18 protein-coding genes and 1 pseudogene are annotated in these 17784 nt (G+C 71.2%); 7 read left to right on the top strand and 12 right to left on the bottom strand.

Features of this window, described 5'->3' with window-relative positions; all coding sequences use genetic code 11:
• Positions 1 to 275: 275 nt before the first annotated feature.
• Positions 276 to 1514 (top strand): IS256 family transposase, encoded by a 1239-nt coding sequence (locus BLW82_RS20465; RefSeq protein WP_093496986.1) that lies wholly within the window; start codon positions 276 to 278, stop codon positions 1512 to 1514.
• Positions 1515 to 2113: 599 nt separating this feature from the next.
• Here BLW82_RS20465 and BLW82_RS20460 read toward each other — a convergent pair.
• Both BLW82_RS20460 and BLW82_RS20455 read right to left on the bottom strand, forming a co-directional pair.
• Positions 2114 to 2290, bottom strand: a complete 177-nt coding sequence (locus tag BLW82_RS20460) for a hypothetical protein (protein ID WP_177233014.1) — start codon at positions 2288 to 2290, stop codon at positions 2114 to 2116.
• 2 nt (positions 2291 to 2292) lie between these two features.
• Positions 2293 to 3939: a PhoX family protein gene (locus BLW82_RS20455; RefSeq protein WP_143063695.1), complete on the bottom strand. Its 1647-nt coding sequence runs from the start codon at positions 3937 to 3939 to the stop codon at positions 2293 to 2295.
• A 100-nt stretch (positions 3940 to 4039) separates the two neighbouring features.
• Between BLW82_RS20455 and BLW82_RS45565 the strand changes: the two are divergent.
• Positions 4040 to 4265: pseudogene (locus BLW82_RS45565) on the top strand (PIN domain-containing protein); the annotation flags it as partial.
• 180 nt (positions 4266 to 4445) lie between these two features.
• Here the strand turns inward: BLW82_RS45565 and BLW82_RS20445 are convergent.
• From BLW82_RS20445 to BLW82_RS20435, 3 genes are all read right to left on the bottom strand, one after another.
• Positions 4446 to 5132: a response regulator transcription factor gene (locus tag BLW82_RS20445; RefSeq protein WP_093508171.1), complete on the bottom strand. Its 687-nt coding sequence runs from the start codon at positions 5130 to 5132 to the stop codon at positions 4446 to 4448.
• Positions 5129 to 6271, bottom strand: coding sequence for a sensor histidine kinase (locus BLW82_RS20440; protein WP_177233013.1), 1143 nt, complete (start codon positions 6269 to 6271; stop codon positions 5129 to 5131). The genes BLW82_RS20445 and BLW82_RS20440 overlap by 4 nt, the downstream gene beginning before the upstream one ends.
• Before the next feature lie 125 nt (positions 6272 to 6396).
• On the bottom strand, positions 6397 to 7131 hold the full coding sequence (locus BLW82_RS20435; protein WP_093500490.1) for a hypothetical protein: 735 nt from the start codon (positions 7129 to 7131) through the stop codon (positions 6397 to 6399).
• A gap of 261 nt (positions 7132 to 7392) precedes the next feature.
• Between BLW82_RS20435 and BLW82_RS20430 the strand changes: the two genes are divergently transcribed.
• The gene (locus BLW82_RS20430; protein WP_093500488.1) at positions 7393 to 7920 is read left to right on the top strand and encodes a hypothetical protein; all 528 of its coding nucleotides are present in this window, start codon (positions 7393 to 7395) and stop codon (positions 7918 to 7920) included.
• Between the two features lie 53 nt (positions 7921 to 7973).
• Positions 7974 to 8168, top strand: a complete 195-nt coding sequence (locus BLW82_RS20425; RefSeq protein WP_093500486.1) for a hypothetical protein — start codon at positions 7974 to 7976, stop codon at positions 8166 to 8168.
• 493 nt (positions 8169 to 8661) lie between these two features.
• Here BLW82_RS20425 and BLW82_RS43965 read toward each other — a convergent pair whose 3' ends face one another.
• From BLW82_RS43965 to BLW82_RS20385, 7 genes are all read right to left on the bottom strand, one after another.
• On the bottom strand, positions 8662 to 9300 hold the full coding sequence (locus BLW82_RS43965) for a hypothetical protein (protein ID WP_143063694.1): 639 nt from the start codon (positions 9298 to 9300) through the stop codon (positions 8662 to 8664).
• Positions 9301 to 9428: 128 nt separating this feature from the next.
• Positions 9429 to 9674, bottom strand: a complete 246-nt coding sequence (locus BLW82_RS20415) for a ferredoxin (RefSeq protein WP_093508169.1) — start codon at positions 9672 to 9674, stop codon at positions 9429 to 9431.
• 5 nt (positions 9675 to 9679) lie between these two features.
• A complete protein-coding gene (locus tag BLW82_RS20410) occupies positions 9680 to 11035 on the bottom strand; it encodes an NADH-ubiquinone oxidoreductase-F iron-sulfur binding region domain-containing protein (RefSeq protein WP_256215896.1) in 1356 nt (451 codons plus the stop codon).
• On the bottom strand, positions 11032 to 11802 hold the full coding sequence (locus BLW82_RS20405; protein ID WP_093500482.1) for a ferric reductase-like transmembrane domain-containing protein: 771 nt from the start codon (positions 11800 to 11802) through the stop codon (positions 11032 to 11034). The genes BLW82_RS20410 and BLW82_RS20405 overlap by 4 nt, the downstream gene beginning before the upstream one ends.
• Positions 11799 to 12794 carry an FAD:protein FMN transferase gene (locus BLW82_RS20400; RefSeq protein ID WP_093500480.1) on the bottom strand — a complete coding sequence of 332 codons (996 nt, stop codon included), beginning with the start codon at positions 12792 to 12794 and terminating at the stop codon, positions 11799 to 11801. The genes BLW82_RS20405 and BLW82_RS20400 overlap by 4 nt, the downstream gene beginning before the upstream one ends.
• 605 nt (positions 12795 to 13399) lie before the next feature.
• A complete protein-coding gene (locus BLW82_RS20390; protein WP_093500476.1) occupies positions 13400 to 14800 on the bottom strand; it encodes a sensor histidine kinase in 1401 nt (466 codons plus the stop codon).
• 6 nt (positions 14801 to 14806) lie between these two features.
• Positions 14807 to 15502, bottom strand: coding sequence for a response regulator transcription factor (locus BLW82_RS20385; protein WP_256215895.1), 696 nt, complete (start codon positions 15500 to 15502; stop codon positions 14807 to 14809).
• A 210-nt stretch (positions 15503 to 15712) separates the two neighbouring features.
• On the opposite strand from BLW82_RS20385, the gene BLW82_RS20380 reads away from it, so the two are divergent.
• The 3 genes from BLW82_RS20380 to BLW82_RS20365 all read left to right on the top strand — a co-directional run bounded on the left by BLW82_RS20380 (position 15713) and on the right by BLW82_RS20365 (position 17746).
• Positions 15713 to 15982 carry a hypothetical protein gene (locus BLW82_RS20380; RefSeq protein WP_093500473.1) on the top strand — a complete coding sequence of 90 codons (270 nt, stop codon included), beginning with the start codon at positions 15713 to 15715 and terminating at the stop codon, positions 15980 to 15982.
• Positions 15983 to 16053: 71 nt separating this feature from the next.
• A complete protein-coding gene (locus BLW82_RS20375) occupies positions 16054 to 16338 on the top strand; it encodes a hypothetical protein (protein ID WP_256215894.1) in 285 nt (94 codons plus the stop codon).
• 607 nt (positions 16339 to 16945) lie between these two features.
• Positions 16946 to 17746: an FkbM family methyltransferase gene (locus BLW82_RS20365; protein ID WP_093500471.1), complete on the top strand. Its 801-nt coding sequence runs from the start codon at positions 16946 to 16948 to the stop codon at positions 17744 to 17746.
• Positions 17747 to 17784: the final 38 nt, after the last annotated feature.

Raw genomic sequence — 17784 nt, 5'->3', positions numbered from 1 at the left:
CCGTCTTCTTGATCAGTCCGGTCGGGGGCGGCGAGGCGTGTGGGCAACGTATCGCCCGTACGTCTCGCGTCTGCCCCCACCGATACCTGAGCGGCCGCAGGCATCCCGGAGCCCCTGCGACACCGAGTGATGCCAAGCCGGGTTGCGTCTCTGGAAGTGGTGTACCGGTTCCCACCTGATCCGGGTGTTTGTCCCGGCGTCGGAGTGAGGGTCCGGATATGAGAACGGCCACCGGCTGATCTTCGAGATGTCTAGGCTCGAAGGAGATCAGCACGATGACCGCACCAGACAGTCTGCCCCTGCACGCTCTCGCCGAGGACAACCTCGCCGCGGCGAGTCCCGATCTGCTGCGCGCGATGGTCAAGACGTTCGCCGACGCGCTCATGTCCGCGGAGGCCGATGCCCTCTGCAATGCCGAATACGGGCAGGTCAGCGAGGAACGCGTCAATCACCGCAACGGTTATCGCCCGCGCGAGTGGGACACCCGCGCAGGGACCGTCGAACTCGCCGTCCCCAAGCTGCGGCAGGGCAGTTACTTCCCGCACTGGCTCCTGGAACGCCGCCGGCGGGCCGAGCAGGCCCTCGTCTCGGTGGTCGCCACCGCCTACCTGCTCGGTGTGTCCACCCGCCGCGTCGAGAAGCTCGCCGAGTCCCTCGGCGTCACCCAGCTGTCGAAGTCCCAGGTCAGCGCGATGGCCAAGCATCTGGACGATCAGGTCACCGCGTTCCGCAACCGGCCGCTCGATGCCGGGCCCTACACGTTCGTCTGGGTGGACGCGCTGACCCAGAAGGTCCGCGAGGGCGGCCGCATCATCAACGTCCACGCTCTGATCGCAGTCGGCGTCAACGCCGACGGACACCGCGAGATCCTCGGCATCGACGTCGCCACGGCCGAGGACGGTGCGGGCTGGCTCGCCTTCCTGCGCTCCCTGACCGCCCGCGGCCTGTCCGGTGTCCAGCTGGTCGTCTCCGACGCGCACACCGGCCTGGTGAACGCGATCGGCGCGGTCCTGCCCGGCGCATCCTGGCAGCGGTGCCGCACGCATTACGCCCGAAATTTGCTGAGCCAGGTCCCGAAGTCCGCTCAGCCGTGGGTGGCCACCCTGCTGCGGACCGTCTTCGAACAACCCGACACCGACGCTGTCCAGGCCCAGATGCGGCACGTTCTGGATGCCCTGGAAGCCAAGTTCCCCAAGGCAGCAGCCCACTTGGACGCCGCTCAGCACGACCTGCTGGCCTTCACCGCCTTCCCACGCGAGATCTGGCGGCAGATCTGGTCGAACAACCCACAGGAACGGCTGAACAAGGAGATCCGACGTCGCACCGACGTCGTCGGCATCTTCCCCGACCGCACCGCGCTGATCCGCCTGGTCGGCGCCGTGCTGGCCGAGCAGAACGACGAATGGACCGAGGCCCGCCGCTACATGGGACTCGACCTGCTGGCCAAGGCCCGGCTCCACCCGATCGAGTCAGAAACCGACGAGACCGTCCTCCCGACCGAACTCACCGCATAGCCTCAAAACGAGATCACCGAGTGGCCGGCGATACACCACTCCAGCGGACGTGACCCCAAGCCGCTGACCTGCGCAAATGTTATGGGGGTCAGGTTCGGATCTCGCCCTGACCTTATTCGGGACGAAGAGGTCGTCACCCAAGGTCTCACGGCCACGCTTCTGCAGGCGCGGCCTGCTCTGGTCGACGACATGGCAGCGTGGCCGAGGCCAGTGGGGGTGCGTCGAGGCACACGCGTGCGCGGTTGATCGGCGTACCTGCCGTCGCGGCTGGCTGTCGTTGGCTGAGGCTCAGACACCCAGTGGTCCGTCTCACCAAGGGACGTTCGAGGCGAGGGGATCGTGCCATTCGCGTGCCAGACCCTGCGGGGAGCCACGGGGAACAGCGGGAAGTTGCCCTGAGACGACCGGGACTCCAATGCCACTCCGCCGCAGGCCAGCACGGCAACCGCCGCTAAGAAACCCAAGCTTCCCGAGCTGAGAGCGCGAGTTCGATTCTTGTCACCCGCTCCATGCGAACCCCCCAGGTCAGGGACCCGGGGGGTTCTTGTCGTCTAGACCGGTGGACGGGCTGCGCACCACATCCGCACCACAAGGCGCCGCTAGGTGCCGGTGGGCTTCTCCTTGTGGTGCGCGCTCTCGTTCTTGTGGTGCTTCGCACGCTCGGCGCGGACCACGTCGTCGAGCCGGGCCGCCACGTCGCGCTGCCGCTCCTCGTCGGAGTGGCCGGCGGGGCGGGACGTGAGGATCGGTCGCTGGCCCGCCCCGGCTGGCCGCATCCCTACTTGTCGGCCGGGGTGATCTCCCACGTGGTGTTGTCGCCGTGCTGCTGGGTCCAGAACAGTCGCCAGCCGTCACGGAACAGGGTCGGCACCTTGGCGCCGAGGATGCCGTCCGTGCCCGGGTCGCCGTCGGAGACGTGGATGCCGGTGATCTCGTTGTCACCGTCGTTCTGGATGCCGCCGTTCACCGAGGACAGCATGTTGTCCAGGGTCGCCGACGGGTCGCGGCCCTCGGCCAGGAAGCGCACCGGCTGCGCGCCGCCCGAGTAATCGGTCGTGGTGGCGAAGACGAACCCGGAGTCGAGGGCGTCCCGCTGGGCGTGCACGGTGTCGCTGGCGTCCTCGACGAAGGCGACGTGCGTGCGGTCGAGGAACGTCACGTTGTCGATGCCGGTGTGCGCCTTGTCGCCCGCGTAGAAGACGCTGAGCTTGCCGTCGTTGGAGCGCGGGTCGCTCTGAGTGAGCTTGTACAGGGTGCCCCAGCCGCCGTAGCCGTCGTTGGCGGTGCTGGTGGTGTTGGTGTCACCGGTGGCGTCGAAGTAGAACTCACGGAAGTCCGTGCCGGGGCGGAACTGGCCGTTCTCCGGACGCTTGAACGGGGTCGCCTTGAACGACTTCGCCAGGGCGTTGGCGTCGAACGCCTTCCCGCTGGTGTCGGTCTTGGTGTCGTGGATGGTCACCCAGCGGGTGCTCAGGGCCGGACCGTAGTTGCTCAGGTCCTTCTGGTCGTCGGTGAACGCCCCGCCGGTGGGGTGCGCGCTGTCGACGTCCTGGTAGGCGATGGGCGAGCCGCTGCGGCGGGAGACCACCTGCAGCGCCTGGAGCTTGCCGCCCTTGGTGAGGTCATGCTTGTCGTAGGGGATCAGCCGGTAGACGAAGCTGTTGGGAACCTTCGTCTTGGTGGCGACCGTGGCACCGCCGCTGTCCTCGACCATCAGCAGGTTGCCGGCGGAGTCGTTCTGGATGCCCTCGTAGCCGGCCCGGCCGGTGACGAAGGAGATGTCCTGGACCTTCGAGTCGATGTCCGGGGTGGCCTGGAGCACCGCGCCGTCGGCCCCCTCCTCGGAGGTGAACAGCAGCCGCTTGGCCCACGGGTCCCAGGTGGAGCCGTCGATGGCGGGAAGCGCCGTGCCGTCGGCCTCCTCTGTGGCCAGCAGCGTCACGCGGTGGGCCTCGTCGGCGTCGAGGTTGATGCGGGTGATGTACCCGGCCTGAGCGCCCTCGTGTCCCTGGAAGAGGAAGTGCTTGCCGTACCGGTACGACGGGTCGGCGCCGTGCAGGCCGGACATCCGCAGGTAGGTGTTCTTGTCGGGCTCGGTCTTGCTCGCCTCGATCTTCACGCCCGGGGCCTGCTTCACGGCGGGGTCGGGCAGCAGCGTGCCGTCGCCGAGGTATCCGTAGTACGGGACCTGGTCGGTCGGGTTCTCCAGCTTCAGGGATCCCTGCGCGACGGGGTGTTCGGTGAGTCCGGGCGACAGGACGTTCGGAGTGGTCACGCCGCGGACGTCGGTGACAGCCGGCACCGACGACCAGGCGGCCACGCCGCCACTGGCGTCGGCTGCACCGGGGGACAGTGCGAGGCCGACACCGATCACACTCGCCGCCACCGCTGTTGCGACGACCCTGCCACGTCTCTTTTTGGCCATGTGCGATCACCTTCCAGATGAGCGAGGGCACACAGTCAAGACACAGTCGCCGTCACGGGATGGCTGGATTGGCGTCAGTCCGATGGATGATCCGTGAACATTCGGGCGCGCGCCGGTCCACGACCGCGCCTACGACAGTGCCGGGCAGGTCCAGGAGATCCTCAGCCAGTGCGGACAGCACCGCAACGCGCGAGCTGTCGACCTCGTGGTGGCCGCCACGGCCGAGTTGCAGGGCTGACCCTCCTGCACCGCGACCGGGACTTCGAGTCCATCGCCGCCGTCACCGGCAGGCACTCCAGTAATACGGCCCAGAGGCCGGCAAGTGAAAGGGCAGCGCAGTGCCGGAGGGCTGTGCACTGGCGAAGAGCTAGGGACTCAGCCGGTCCAGTAGCTCAGGAGTCATGGGCAAACCGCAAGGGGAGAGCACCTCAACATGGGTGAGGGCGAAGGCGACTTCGACGAGTTTCTGAGGCTGGCTGGTTCTGCCCGGTCGGGCCCGGTACCGGTCAGTCCAGGCCGTGGTCGCGGGCGTAGCGGATGGCGGCGACGCGGTCGCGGGAGCCGGTCTTCGTGAAGATGCGGTTGATGTGGGTCTTCACAGTGTTGCCGCTCAGGAAGAGGGCTGTGGCGATCTCGGCGTTGGTCATGCCACGCGCCATGAGGGTGAGGATCTCCGCCTCGCGGCGGGTGAGGCCGTCGGGGAGTGGCCGGTCGGAGGGGGCGGGGTGCGGGGGCTGGGCGGGAGCGCTTGCCGCGGCGCTCGCCGCGGCGAGCAGGGTGGCCTGGACCTTGGGGTCGAGGACGGACAGGCCCGAGGCGGCACTGTGCAGCGTACGGGCGATGTGCAGACGGTCCGCGTCTTTGGTGAGGTACGCGCGGGCCCCGGCCCGTAGCGTTTCCAGGACGGAGGTGTCGTCGGCGTAGGTGGTCAGGACGACGACGGCGACCTCGGGGAACTCGGACGTGAGACGGCGGGTGGTCTCGGTGCCGTCGAGCACCGGCATGTGCAGGTCGAGCAGGATCGCGTCCGGGTGGTGCTCGGCGACCCGGTCGAGCGCCTCTTGGCCGTTGGCAGCGGAGGCCACGACGTCGATGTCCGGGAGCAGGTCGAGTATGAGGACCAGGCCCTCGCGGACGCTGGCCTGGTCGTCGGCGACCACCACCCGCAGTGGCCGGGTGTCCTGGGCGCTCACCGCGGCACCTCGGCGCACACGCGCCACCGGCCGTCCCGTGCCGCCGCGTCGAGTGTCCCGCCCAGCAGCAGGAGCCGCTCGCGCATCCCGGTGAGTCCGTAGCCGCCATTGAGGGTGGCGAACTCCGGCCTCTGCGAATCTCGTTGAGCGAGTGGGTTGTCGACGGCGAGCGTCACGTGGTCGTCCTCGTAGGTCAAGGTGATCTCCACCGGCTGGGCGGAGGCGTGTTTGGCGGCGTTGGTCAGGGCTTCCTGCGCGGTGCGGAGAAGCGGCAGCGCCTGGTCCGCGGAGAGCGCGAAGGGGGCGCCCTCGACGGTGAGCCGTACCGGTACGCCGTGCCGCTGACGGTGGGTGTTCGCCAATGTGGCCAGTTCCTCGTCGAGCGGTGCGAGGGACGAGCGCAGGGCATGCACCGCGCGGCGGGTCTCGGTGAGGCCGTCGGCGGTCAGCCGCCGCGCCCCGGCGAGCACCGTCACGGCCCGGTCGATGTCCTGATGGTCCGTCAACAACACCTCGGCGGCCTGGATCTGGATGCTCAGGGCGCCGAGCGAATGAGCCAGTACGTCATGGATCTCGCGGGCGATCCGGGTGCGCTCGTCCAGCACGGCCACCTGCCGCTGCTCGGCGCGCAGCAGCTCGGTCTGGGCGAGCAGGGTCGCGGACTGCTCGGCGCGCACCCGCCAGGCGCGCCGGTTGTGGCTTGCGATCAGTACCGCGGCCACCAGCACCGGGTAGCCGAGGGCGATCTCGCGGCCCGCCCCGTTGGCCAGTACGCCGGTCTCGACGGCCGCCACCGTGCACCCTGCCGTTGCCCAGCCGACCGCGAGGCTTGCCTGGGTGCCCAGTTGCATGACGAAGGCCAGCGACAGACCGATGAGTGATTCGGCGTGCGGGGCGGCGCTGGCGTACCCGGCGAGGACGGCGGCGGCGCCGAGCAGCAGCAGCATGAGGGAGCGGTCCGCGGCCTCGTCGCCGCGGGCCTCGGTGAGCCCCCACAGCAGCAGGGCAAGGCTACTGAGGACGTAAGCGGCGGCGGCCGAGACCAGGGTCGCGGTCCCGGCCGGAGGGTGGGTGAAGGTCTTCAGGCCGATGAACACATACGCGCCGGTCCGCAGCAGCCATGACACCGTACGCAGCACGGGCGCAGGATACCGGCCCGCGGGTCGCCCGGTCGCTCTGGCCTCGCCTTCACTGTCCGGTGCGGGTAGTGGTGTGGGTGGTTCGGACAGTGGTGCGGGCGGCCGGCCCGGTGGGTGGCGTCGGGTCATCGCGCTCGCCGACCATCCTGGTCGCTCGGGACATCAGGCTGCGCGCGGTCGTGGGAGGCCATGGTCCGAGCGGACGGCGCAGGACGCGTAGGACGCGTAGGACGCCGAACGGCCTGGGGGTACGGCGCGGGCCGGGGGCTCGGGGCGGCGGGATGCGACGCGGGCTGGGGGATGCCGGGTGACGACGGGTGGGCCGTACCGACCAGGAGACGCGCCGGCGTGGCCCGCACGTCGAAGGGGCGGCCGTCCTTCTCGGGGGCGAACGGCACGCCGGAGACGAGCGCGCGCTGTGTGATGACGGCGGCCTGACCGAGCCGGTTGACGCCCAGCAGCATCAGGATCGGCGTAGTGGAGGCCGCCACGTGGGCGTCGAATGCCATGGCGACGAGCGTCATCGCCAGCCGTGAGGCCACCAGTGCGAGCCACAGCCACAGCCCGCGCACCGGCGTCCGCGCCCACAACACACCGTCGCGCGGCTCCAGCCGCAGCTGGGCTCCCTGTGCTGCGCCGATCCCGGCCGCGATCGCCGCGCCGATGACCAGACACGCGATGTCGGCGGTGGTGAGGTGGTGGCCGCTCTTGTCGAGACGGGCGAGACCGACGACGGCGAGAACCATGGGCAGCACCACAAGTCGCCTGCCGTGCAGCGGCTCACCGCACACCTGACGCACGATCACGAAGGCCACGACCGCGAGCGCGGCCGGCGCTTCCAGCAGGTTCAGCGCGTTCACTTGAGGACTCCCGGTGAGGTACGTGTCTGCTCGGACGGCCTGTTGGCTGCGCCGACACTAGAAAGGCCCGAGGCCCGACGCGTCACCCCGTGCGGTGACCCGCGGGGTGACACCGGCGCCCGGACCGGTACCACCGCATGCCCCACGGCTCACCCCGAGATGTCACCCCCTGCTACGGCGCGAGGAATCCGCTGCCGACGCGAATCTGAGGAGGCCGACCGGAACTCCCCGGCGCACCGTCCACCGAGAGGCTCGCGTCCCATGTCCACGCTCACCCAAGCCCTGATCATCAACGGCGCGGTCCTGTTCGCCGTCCTGGAAGCGGACCTCGGACCCCACCGGAAGATCGGAAAGCTGCGCGTTCTGCGGCCCCTGCTGACGGCCGCCGCGATCGTCCCCCTGTTCATCAAGAGCCCCGCCACCGACGGCTCTGGCCTGGTCCTCGAACTCGCCGCCGTCGCCGCGGGGTTGGTCGTCGGCCTGTTGGCGATGGCCTTCACCACGGTCTACCGCAGCCCCAGGACCGGCGGTCCGGTCAGCCGGGCGGGTTTCGCCTACGCGGCGCTGTGGATCGTGGTGGTCGGCGCGCGGACCGCGTTCTCGTACGGTGCGGAGAACTGGTTCGGCCCGCAACTGGGCCGCTGGATGCTCGACAACCAGGTGACCGGCGACGCCCTCACCGGCGCGCTGATACTGATGGCGGTGGCGATGACGCTCACCCGTACCGTCGGGCTCGCGGCGCGAGCGGCCACGGTCGGACGGGAGGCGTCGGCCCCCGCCTCCGTGTAGCGGTCGCCCTCGGGGTGGCATCGTGGCATCGGACCCAATGGAACCCGAGGTCGGTGACGTGGGGTTGGTCCGTCGTCCGAGCGCCGGCGGCCCGCACCGAGGAGGGGATCCTGGCCAACGCGACACTGGGCCTGACCATGACGGTCAACAGCAAGTTCCGTGTACGGGCCGAGTACGTCCACAGCAACAAGGACACCGGTAACCTCAGCACATGGGGGGCTTGGCAGTACTTCACCGTCAGGCAGTGAGAAGCGGCCGCCTGAGCCTCCCTTTCGACGAAGTCCTGCCCGATGCGGGGGTCAGCACCAGGCTCCCGCTGTCCATCGTGATCAGTCGTCGCGTGCCGGATTCGTGGCAGAGCGTTGATCGTCTGGATCGAGGGCACGGTCCAGCTGGCACCGCGTCCGCGCTGCTCCTGGCCTTACTCGCCGCCCACGGCCAACATGCCGTCTACGTTCCCGGACGGACGGTCAACCGGATGTCATGTGCAGATCCACGTCGGCGCCCTCCCTCACCGCCTGGTGTCCCGCAGGCGTCCGTCATCACCAGTCGTCGATGGCGCCCCACTTCCGGGTTGCGGACGCGGCCCGGGAGATGGGTGGGCGGGGCGGCGGGGCTTGCGATGTCGTTCGTTCCGGTCTGGGCCGGACCGATGCGCCGCTTCGGTGCGATATGTGCCCGGTCCGTGCCGGGTGGGGCCGCGGGCATCGGTCTCGACCGAGCGGGGGAGAAGCGATGGCTCTATCCGTTCCAGCCGGAGACCAGGTGGACTCCGGCGAGTGCGACGGCGAGGCCCGCGCCGAGTGCCAGCGCCAGCAGGGACCAGCGCCCGGCGCGCTGGGGAGCGGGAGTCCCATGACGTGCCGGGCGACGCCGCAGATCGGCGCCGATGAGACGCGGCAGCCGCCACAGGTAGGCGAGGACGTGCACGGTCGTCACCGCGATCCAGCAGACGAAGGCGGCTTTGTGCAGCAGGAGTACCGGGACCGGGCCGGTGTCGCGTCCGAGCAGGGCCAGTGTCACTCCGGTGCCGAGGACGGCGACGCTCGTGACGACGACGAGGGGTCCGAGCACCCGCAGCAGCGGGGCGGGCGGTCCTTTGCGGCGGTACGCGGGCGAGCCCGTGTAGTAGCGGTAGAACCGGTAGCCGGTCGAGCCGATCTTCAGACAGACCGGGCCGGTCAGCAGCAGCCCGATGAAGAAGTGCAGGGTGAGGAGCTGCCCGAGGAAGAGGATGGTGACGCCCTCGACGGCGAACAGGACCAGCAGCACCGCACCGGTCGCCGCGGTCAGCCGCTCGTTGCCCTCCGGGCCGCCGGCCGCCGGGCCGGGCGACTCGAATGTGCTGTGCGCCGGGGTCCGGTCGCCGGTCACGGTCACTTGTCCGTCCTCCTGATGATCCCGATGATCAGGCCCCGCCCGGCCCGGATGGCAGTGCTGTGCCGCCCGCTCCCGCGGCGTGCGCCGGAGCGGGCTGCAGTATGTCCGACGTGGGGTTAAGAACTCGTTCACGACCGCTGGGCCGGCTGTCGGTCCGGGGCTCGCCCAGGTGCCCGGTCCAGGCGCAGTGCCAGTGCCGGGCACGCGGCCACGGCGCGCCGTGCATGGCGGAGGGCTTCACCCGTAAGAGGGGCCGATCCCACGACCGGGTAGCCCCACTCGTCCAACTCGATGATTTCCGGCAGCAGTTCGGCACAGAGGCCGTAGCCGTCGCAGGCGATGCGGTCGATGCCGAGGGAGTGGGCGCCGGGCATGCCGGTCACCTCCATTCACTGTCGTCGGGTGCCGGCGAGTCCGGAACGGGCAGTACGGGCTCGTCCCAGGCCGCAGCGCACGGGCCGAGGCGCAGGTGGTGCCCTACGTCGGCGGCGAAGACCCGCAGTGCGGTCGTGGCGAACCGGGACGCGCCGTCGGGGTGCCGGCAGGCACCCCGTCCGGCGAGCAGCCCGGCCCGGTACTCCAGACGCTGTATCGACTCCGCGGTGGGACGGCCCCAGGCGAGGTCGGCGAAGTCCGCGGCCACGGCAGACAGACCGAGCCGGCACGGTCCGCACTGGCGTGCGCTCTGCGCGGCGAGGTGACCGAGCACCCTCGCCGCCTCGGCCAGACCGCAGGTGCGGACGGGAAACGCCACGATCACTCCGGCACCGGGTCCCGCGCCGAGCGGGGCCAGGTCCTGTTTGGCGAACGGGACGCGCAGCGTCTGCGCCGCCGGCAGCCAGCTGCCGAAGAAGCCGCCCAGCAGCACGGATCCGAGCGGTTCCACGGGTCCCCCGGCGATCTCCATTACCTCGCCGAGCGGCAGGCCCATCGGCACCTCGTAGACGCCCGGCGTGCGCAGTGCACCGGAGAGGGTCACGAGCGTGGTGCCCGGGGCGTCGGGGCGCCCGGCGCCGCTGAACCATCCGGGACCGTAGCGTGCGATCAGCGCGAGGTGGGCGAGGGTCTCGACGTTGTCGATCAGGGTGGGGCGCCGGCCGACACCCTGCTCGAAGGGGCGCGGCGGGGTCGCCAGCGGGCGGGCGTCACCCCCGTTCAGCCAGCGCACCAGCGATGTCTCCTCGCTGGAGACGTAGTGGTGGGGCAGTTCGTGCACCAGCACCGGCACCGGGGCAAGGCCCCTCCTCCGCCGTTCCTCGACGGCTTCGCGCAGTGCCCGTGCCTGGTCCTGCCTGGTGCGCGGCAGGCACAGGTGCGCCACGTCGGCGCCCACCGCCACGGCGGCCAGTGCGGCGCCGTCGAGCACCAGGTGCGGGGCGAGGTCCAGCAGGGTCTCGTCCTTGCGGCTGGCCGGTTCGCTCTCCATGCCGTTGGCGACCACCACGGCGGTGCCCCGGCCCGCGGCGACCGTGCGCAGCTTGCGCCCGGTGGGGAAGGCGGCGCCGCCTCTCCCGGTCAGTCCCGCGTCCTCCACCGCGCGCACCAGCCGGTCGGCCGCGTCGGCGGTGCGAAGAAAGGGCGCCGGACCGTACCGGTGGAGGTGCTCGTCCAGGTCGGCCGCGCGGCCGGTGGCGTACCAGCCGTGCAGCAGCCGGGAGCCGTACGGGCCGAGCATCCCGTCCCGGCCGTCTTCGGCCCGGATGGCTGCCGGGCCCTCGGTCATCGCGTCGGTCATTCCTCGCCTCCCTCGCCATCGGTCGGCGCGTGCGTCGGATGGACGCTGCCTGTGCCTGTGCCTGTGCCTGTGCCTGTGCCTGTGCCCGTGGCCGTGGCGCCGCCCGCGCGGTGTGCCCAACCCGGTTGCAGCGGACCGGAGTTCAGGAACGCGGCCAGCACCAGGGGCACCGTCACCGTGGCGACGGCCGCCCAGAGGCGTACCGCGAACCGCCCCGGGCCCGCCCGGTACAGCCGCCACCAGACGGCGGCGACCATGAGGGCCACGCATCCGGCGTACAGGGCGAGTTGCGGAGTGAGCCGGGTGTCGGTGCCGGTTCCGGCGGCATGGAAGAGCGCCACCGGCCAGGCCGCGTAGGCCAGCCAGTGCACGGTCTTCCAACGACGCTGCCCCATGCGCAGCCGTACCGCGCTGGTGGCGGCGACCGCGAGCAGCAGGTCGAACGCGACCGTGCCCAGGCCCAGCCAGAGCGGCCGGTACGAGGCGGTGAACGGCACCACGGTCACCAGCCAGCCCAGGTGGACAAAGGTGTCGAGGATCGCGGTGACGATGTGCAGGGCCAGGAAGACCAGGGTCAGCACCGACAGGTTCCGGTGCAGCGCGCTCACCTCGAAGCGGGCGAGCCGCCGGGGCGCGTAGCGGCCGCCGACGGCGATGCCGAGCGCGACGGTCGTGGTGAGCAGTACCAGGGCGACGGTGCCGCCGGCCCGGGTCGCATACCACAGCGGACTGGGACCGGCCGCGGCCAGCGGGACGACTCCGGTCATCGGGCACCTCCCGAGGCGCGCTCTGCCGCGGTGTTCTCTGCCGCGGTGTTCTCCTGCACCGTGTCCTCGGGCCAGCCGCAGACCCGCTCGACGGTTCCGTCCATGCGGACCAGCCGCGCGGGCAGCCCCGCCCGGCGCAGCCGGCCGAGGGCGCGGTCGCCGAGGACGACGGCCTCGGTGCTCGCGGTGTTGGCGGCCACGCAGCTGGCGGCGGCCACGCTGACGGTCCGCCAGACCGGCGTGGGATTGTCGCCGGTGGCGGGATCGACGATGTGGTGCACGCGCCGCTCCTCGCGGGCCCAGGTCCGCACGGCGGTGCCAGAGGTGGCGAGTCCGCCCTCGGTGATGCTCACCGTGGGCCGGCCCGTCGTACCGGGCGCCGCGTGGTCGTCGGCGAGGGCGATCCGCCAGCCGCCCGGCGGCGGATCACCCGCGACCGAAAGGTCACCGCCGAGGTTGACCAGGACACCGCAGCCCGTCACCTCGGCGGCGCGGTCGGCCGCCCGGTCGGCGGCGAGGGCCTTGGCCGTCGCGCCGAGGTCGAGCACGACGCCCGGGGGCAGCCGTAGCCGCCGTGCGGCCCGGTCCCAGTCCACCGTCCGCCAGCCCGCGGAGGGTCCGGCGACGCGTACGGGGCCCAGGTCCTGCGGGCGCAGCGCGGCGAACGTGATGTCGTAGCCGAGCGCCCGCACGGCGGATCCGACGGTGGGGTCCACGACGCCCTCGGTCACGCGCGCCGCGTACAGCGCCACGTCCAGGGCCTCCGCGAACCGGGCAGTCACCTGCACGGCGGCCCCCGCGGCGGCGTTGACGCGGGACAGTTCCGAGTCGGACCGGAAGCGGCTGCACGCCGCGTCGACGGCGGCGAGTTCGGCGTCGAGCACCCGGCGTGCCGCTGCCATGGCGCCGGGGTCGGTGACGAGCAGCGAGGCGGTGGTGCCCAGCGCGGGGAAGGAGACCGACGCCAAAGGCGCGGCGGTGGCGGGGGTCATGACGCACCCGACGTGGTGTGCGAGGGCTGCGGGGTCGCTGCCGGGGGTTTCGTGGGGGCGGGGGCCGCCGAGTGGGTGATGGCGGGAGCGGCCCTTCGCTGCGGGACGGTCGTGTGCGATGCCGTATGGGATGGCGATACGGGGGGCCTGTCCGGGGCCGCCGAGCGGGATGCCCGGGGAGTGGTGGACGGGCTCGTCGTGGGCGCGGATGCCGGGACGGACGGCCGCGAAGTGTTCCCGGGCGGGGGCGCGGACTTCCCCGGCAGGGCATAGGCGTATCCGGCCGCGAGCGCCACCGAGCCGGCGGCTGCCGTGGCGGCCACCCAGCCGGTGGTGCTTCCGACCCGGCGCAGGCCGCGGTCACGGCGGCGGGCGGCACCGGCGGATGTGGGGTGGTCGGGGTGGGACACGGTTCCTCCTCGGCCGTCGGTGTGCCCCGGTGAAGCGTCCGGCACCTCGCGGCCACGCCTGTGGCTGTCCGACCATCAGCCTGCGCGGGCGGCTGTCGGGATCCGGTTCAGGAATCCTTCAGAACCCGCAAAGATCGGTGAACCCGCTGGTCAGGGCAGGTCAGGGGATGCCGGGCAATGTCGTCCGGGACGGGCTCAGGCGCCCGCCCGCGCACCGTCGGCCCCGGATCCGGATTCCTTGTCCCGGTCGCGCCGGCGTTGTGACGCGGGCAGCGACAGCACCACGGTCAACCCGCCGCCCGGAGAGTCCAGCAGCTCGGCGGTGCCGCCGTTGGCGGTGATCAGCCGGTGGACGATGGCCAGGCCGAGCCCGGTGCCGCTCGCCTCGGGGTTTCCGAACCTCCGGAACGCGCTCTCCCGTGCGGCCCGGCTCATCCCGGGACCGTTGTCGACGACCCGCAGTTCGACGGTGTCGCCCTGCCGCCTGCCGGAGATCAGCAACCGCCCGCCCTCGTGGACCGCGTCGAGAGCGTTGGCGATCAGGTTGTCGAGCACCTGCTCCAGATCGTCCTCGCCGAGGTAGGCGGTGAGCCCGGCGCGGCAGTCGACGGCGAGCCGGACCCGGCCCGCGTCGGCGACGGGCTCCCAGGCGGCGATCCGTTCGGCCACGAGCCGGTCCACCCGGACCGGCACCGGCTGCGGCACCGCGTGCTCGGCGCGCGCCGCCGCCAGCATGCCGTCCACCAGCCGGGACAGGCGGGCGATCTCGCCCTGCGCGTCGGCCAGCTCGGCGGCGGTGTCCCCCTCGGCGTCGGCGGCGAGCAGGTCGAGGCGCAGCCGGAGCGCCGCGAGTGGGGTGCGCAACTGGTGCGACACATCGGCGACCACGGCGCGGTGGCCGTGCACCAGGGCCTCCGTTCGCGCGGCCATCGTGTTGAACGTCGCCGCCAGACGGCGCACCTCCTGCGGCCCTGCCCCGGCCGGCGCCCGCGCGTCCAGCGCTCCCTCGCCCAGCCGTCCCGCCGCCTCGTCCAGCACGCGCAGCGGGCGGCCGACCCAGCGGGCAAGCAGCACCGACACCAGGACGGCGGCGCCGAGGCCGCCGACGCCGATCAGCGCGAGCCAGCCCCACATCGCCAGGATCCGGTCGTGCAGCGGATCCGCGGACCGGCTCAGCACGGCGACCCCGACCGGGTCCGAGGTGTCGCCGATCGGCACGGCCGTGGTCAGCCACTGATCGTCCTGCCGCACCCGGGTGCCGGGGTGGGCGAGCACGGAGGAGACCAGCTCCGCGGAGTCGTCCCCGGCCACCTCGGAACACGCGGTCGACAGCACCACACGGCCCGTGCTGTCGTAGACGGTCGCGCAGTCGCCCCTGCGGTGGGCCTCCTGGACGAGGCTCCGCGCAGGGGCGTCCGACTTGTGGTCGGACAGATGCTCCTCGGCGGCGGAGGCGATCGACCTCGTCCTCGCGGCCGCCTCGTCCTGGAACGAGGTCTGCTCGCGCTGCGTCATGAGCAGCCCGAGCGGCACCACCGCCAGCACGAGGACCGCGGTGATCAGGGCGATGACGCTGAGTGCGATACGGCGGGTCACGGCGCGTCAGCCGACTTCACCGAGGCGGAAACCGCGCCCGTAGACGGTCTCGACCAGCCCGGGCACACCCAGCTTGCGACGCAGTGCGGCCATATGGACGTCCAGCACCTTCGTGGGCCCGTACCAGTGGGCGTCCCAGGCACGCTCCAGGATCTCCTGCCGTGTCACGACCCGGCCAGGATCGGCGGCGAGGCACTGGAGGATGTCGAACTCCTTCGGTGTCAGAGCGACTTCCTCCCCGTCGACCGTCACCCGGCGGGTACGCGGGTCGACGACGAGCGGGCCATGGGTCAGCAGTTCGGACCCGGACGGGCGGATGCGCCGCAGTACGGCCCTGATCCGCGCGAGCAGTTCCGCCAGCCCGAAGGGCTTGACCAGGTAGTCGTCGGCGCCCTCGTCGAGTGCGGCGACCCGGTCGCCCTCCTCGCCGCGGGCGGTTACCACGATGATCGCCACGTCCGACTGGCGGTGCAGCAGGCGGCAGACGTCGACACCGTCCATGTCCGGCAGACCGAGGTCGAGCAGCACCACGTCGGGCGACGGTACGTGGGTGAGCGCACCGCGTCCGGTGCCGACGCAGGTCGCCCTGTACCCGGCTCGCTCCAGGCCGCGCACCAGCGATCCGGCGAGCCCGGGGTCGTCCTCGACGACCAGCACGGAGGGCTCTTCGGGAACGGCGCGGGGACCGGTTTCCTGTTCCACGACACCCAGCGTAGGACGACGTGAGGGGCTCTCCGGACCGGCCGGGGGCAGGGCATCGCGCCCGGGCCGCCGCCCTCTCCGACCGGCTTTGCCACATCTGAGGATTTCCTGAACGGCTCTCCGACGCGGTGCGGCGCAAGCTGATGACATGGCGCCCACGAGTCGGACGATCGCCTCGTGGTACCGCCTTCGCCCGAAGGAGGCCGGCCCATGACCACGTCCGGACCCGCGCAGGACCCCGCCGCCGTGCGTCGACGCGAACGCGGCCTCCGGCGGGTGAGTACCACGACCCGCCGGACCGCAACCGCCGCGACGGCCGCGGCCCTGCTGCTCGGAGTCGGCTACGCGCACGCGCTGCCGGACATCTCCCATCTGGCGTCCGGCGAGGTCGAGCACCCCGCCCGCGACCCTGCGCGTCTCCCGGTGAACGCCCCGGGGTCCACCACGCAGCCGGCGCAGACGACGACCGGTGCGTCCTGACCGCCGAGACCGTTGCCGAACGGCGGGCATGCCCATGACGCCTCTCACCGGGCGAGTGGGATCATCCGTGGATGGCAGACGCACGCCTCCCCCGCGGTTGGACCCTTCAGCAGATCCGCGATGTCTCGGGGGACCGAGAAGCTGCCGCCCTGGATCCCGTTCGGCCGGTGCAGTGGGTCGGCGTCGGCGAGGCCCACGAGATGTCACACCCGGAGATCGTTCTCGGGTTCCACAGCCTGTGTCTGGTGAAGCTTGTCGATGACGACGACTGGTACATGGGCAGCCTGTACGACAACGGCAGCGTCGTCTGCTGGACCGCCTACGGCGACCTGTACGAGGCGCTACGGGGCCTTTAGAAGCCCTGCTCCGTGTGTGCGGCCGGGCTGTGCCCGACTGCGTGACGACCACGGCGCCCAATCGCGGGCACCCGCGTACGCCAGCGCATCATCAGCGCGGGTGAGTGGCGCAACAGCCCAAAGACAGCGACCGTCCCAAGTTGCTTCGGGACGGAGAGGTCACTCAGTGACGAACTGGCGTAACGGCATAGCTGAAGAAGCCGAGCACCTGGCCGCCGGCACCGTGGACCCTGCGTGCGCGTGCACGGCGGGACTGTTCCCCGAAACTGATCAGGCCGACCGATGCAGTCCTCGACACCTTCGAGAGCGAGCTTCCCGGGCTGGGTGGGGCAGACGACGCACAGATCTTCGGCGTCGTGGAGCGCGTTGTCCGGGCCCTGAACGCCGTGAACGAAGCCCACGACGAGAGCGGCTACGAAACCGGCGAGCGCGAGCAACTGTGCCAGTTCGCCGACGCTACCCGTTGAGGACGGGCCGGACGGACCTCGTGGCGGGTGTTCGGCAGCCGGCGCCCGCGGCCGGTACGGGCGCACTGCCAGGCGAGGGAATCGGCCGAAGTGAACCGCACGGGTTGGATTGCCGTCCCGGTGCTGATAGCGACTTTGTCATGGCCATGAATGTGATGGAACTGCACAGCATCAATCCTTGGGAGGTGTCCTTCCTGCGCAAGGAGGTGGGCGGCTACTTCACCCACGGCATCGTGTGCACGCCGGGCGCGACGGTACTCGACGTGGGCGCCAACATCGGCGTGTTCTCGGCGACCGTGTACGAACGGCTGGACGGGGACGTGCGGATTTATGCCTTCGAGCCGTTGCCCCCACTCCACGCGACACTTGAGCGCAACGCTCGCGACTTCTTCAACGGGCGCCTGACCGCCCTCCCTTACGGCTTGGCTTCTCGCCAGGACGAGCTCGATTTCAGCTACGTTCCGGCCGCCACGATCTTCTCTTCTTCCTCCCGAGATCAGGGGAACATCGAGGCTGAGCGGCTCCGGGTCACCGCCAGCATTGTCGAAATGATCAGTCAGGGCGGCCTGGGACCCGTCCTGCGCCGCGTACCCCTCCCCATTCTCACTGTGCTCGTCGGCCGCAAGCTGCGGGTGATGCGGCGTCTTGAGACGCACCGGGTGAAGGTCAGGACCCTGTCATCGGTGCTCGACGAGCAGGGCATCGACCGCATCGACCTGCTCAAGATCGATGTGGAAGGCGCCGAACTCGAGGTACTCAGGGGCATCGAGGAACGGCACTGGCCGCTGGTCCGCCAGGCCGTGGTGGAGGTGGAGCGCTGGCGGCAGAACCGCGACGCGGTCTGCGCCACCCTCCTCACACACGGCTTCACGGTCAGCACCGAGCAGAACCCGGTCCAGCAGGCCGGCGACATAGGCATGGTGTTCGCGATCAGGCCCTGACCACATGCGGCACCCGGCACTCGGTGGTCGACGCATTT

Origin of the sequence: Streptomyces sp. Ag109_O5-10 (assembly GCF_900105755.1) — a bacterium.
Lineage (GTDB): Bacteria > Actinomycetota > Actinomycetes > Streptomycetales > Streptomycetaceae > Streptomyces.
The sequence above is the reverse complement of the archived record's forward strand: the minus strand, read 5'-3'. Positions and strand labels throughout refer to the sequence as shown.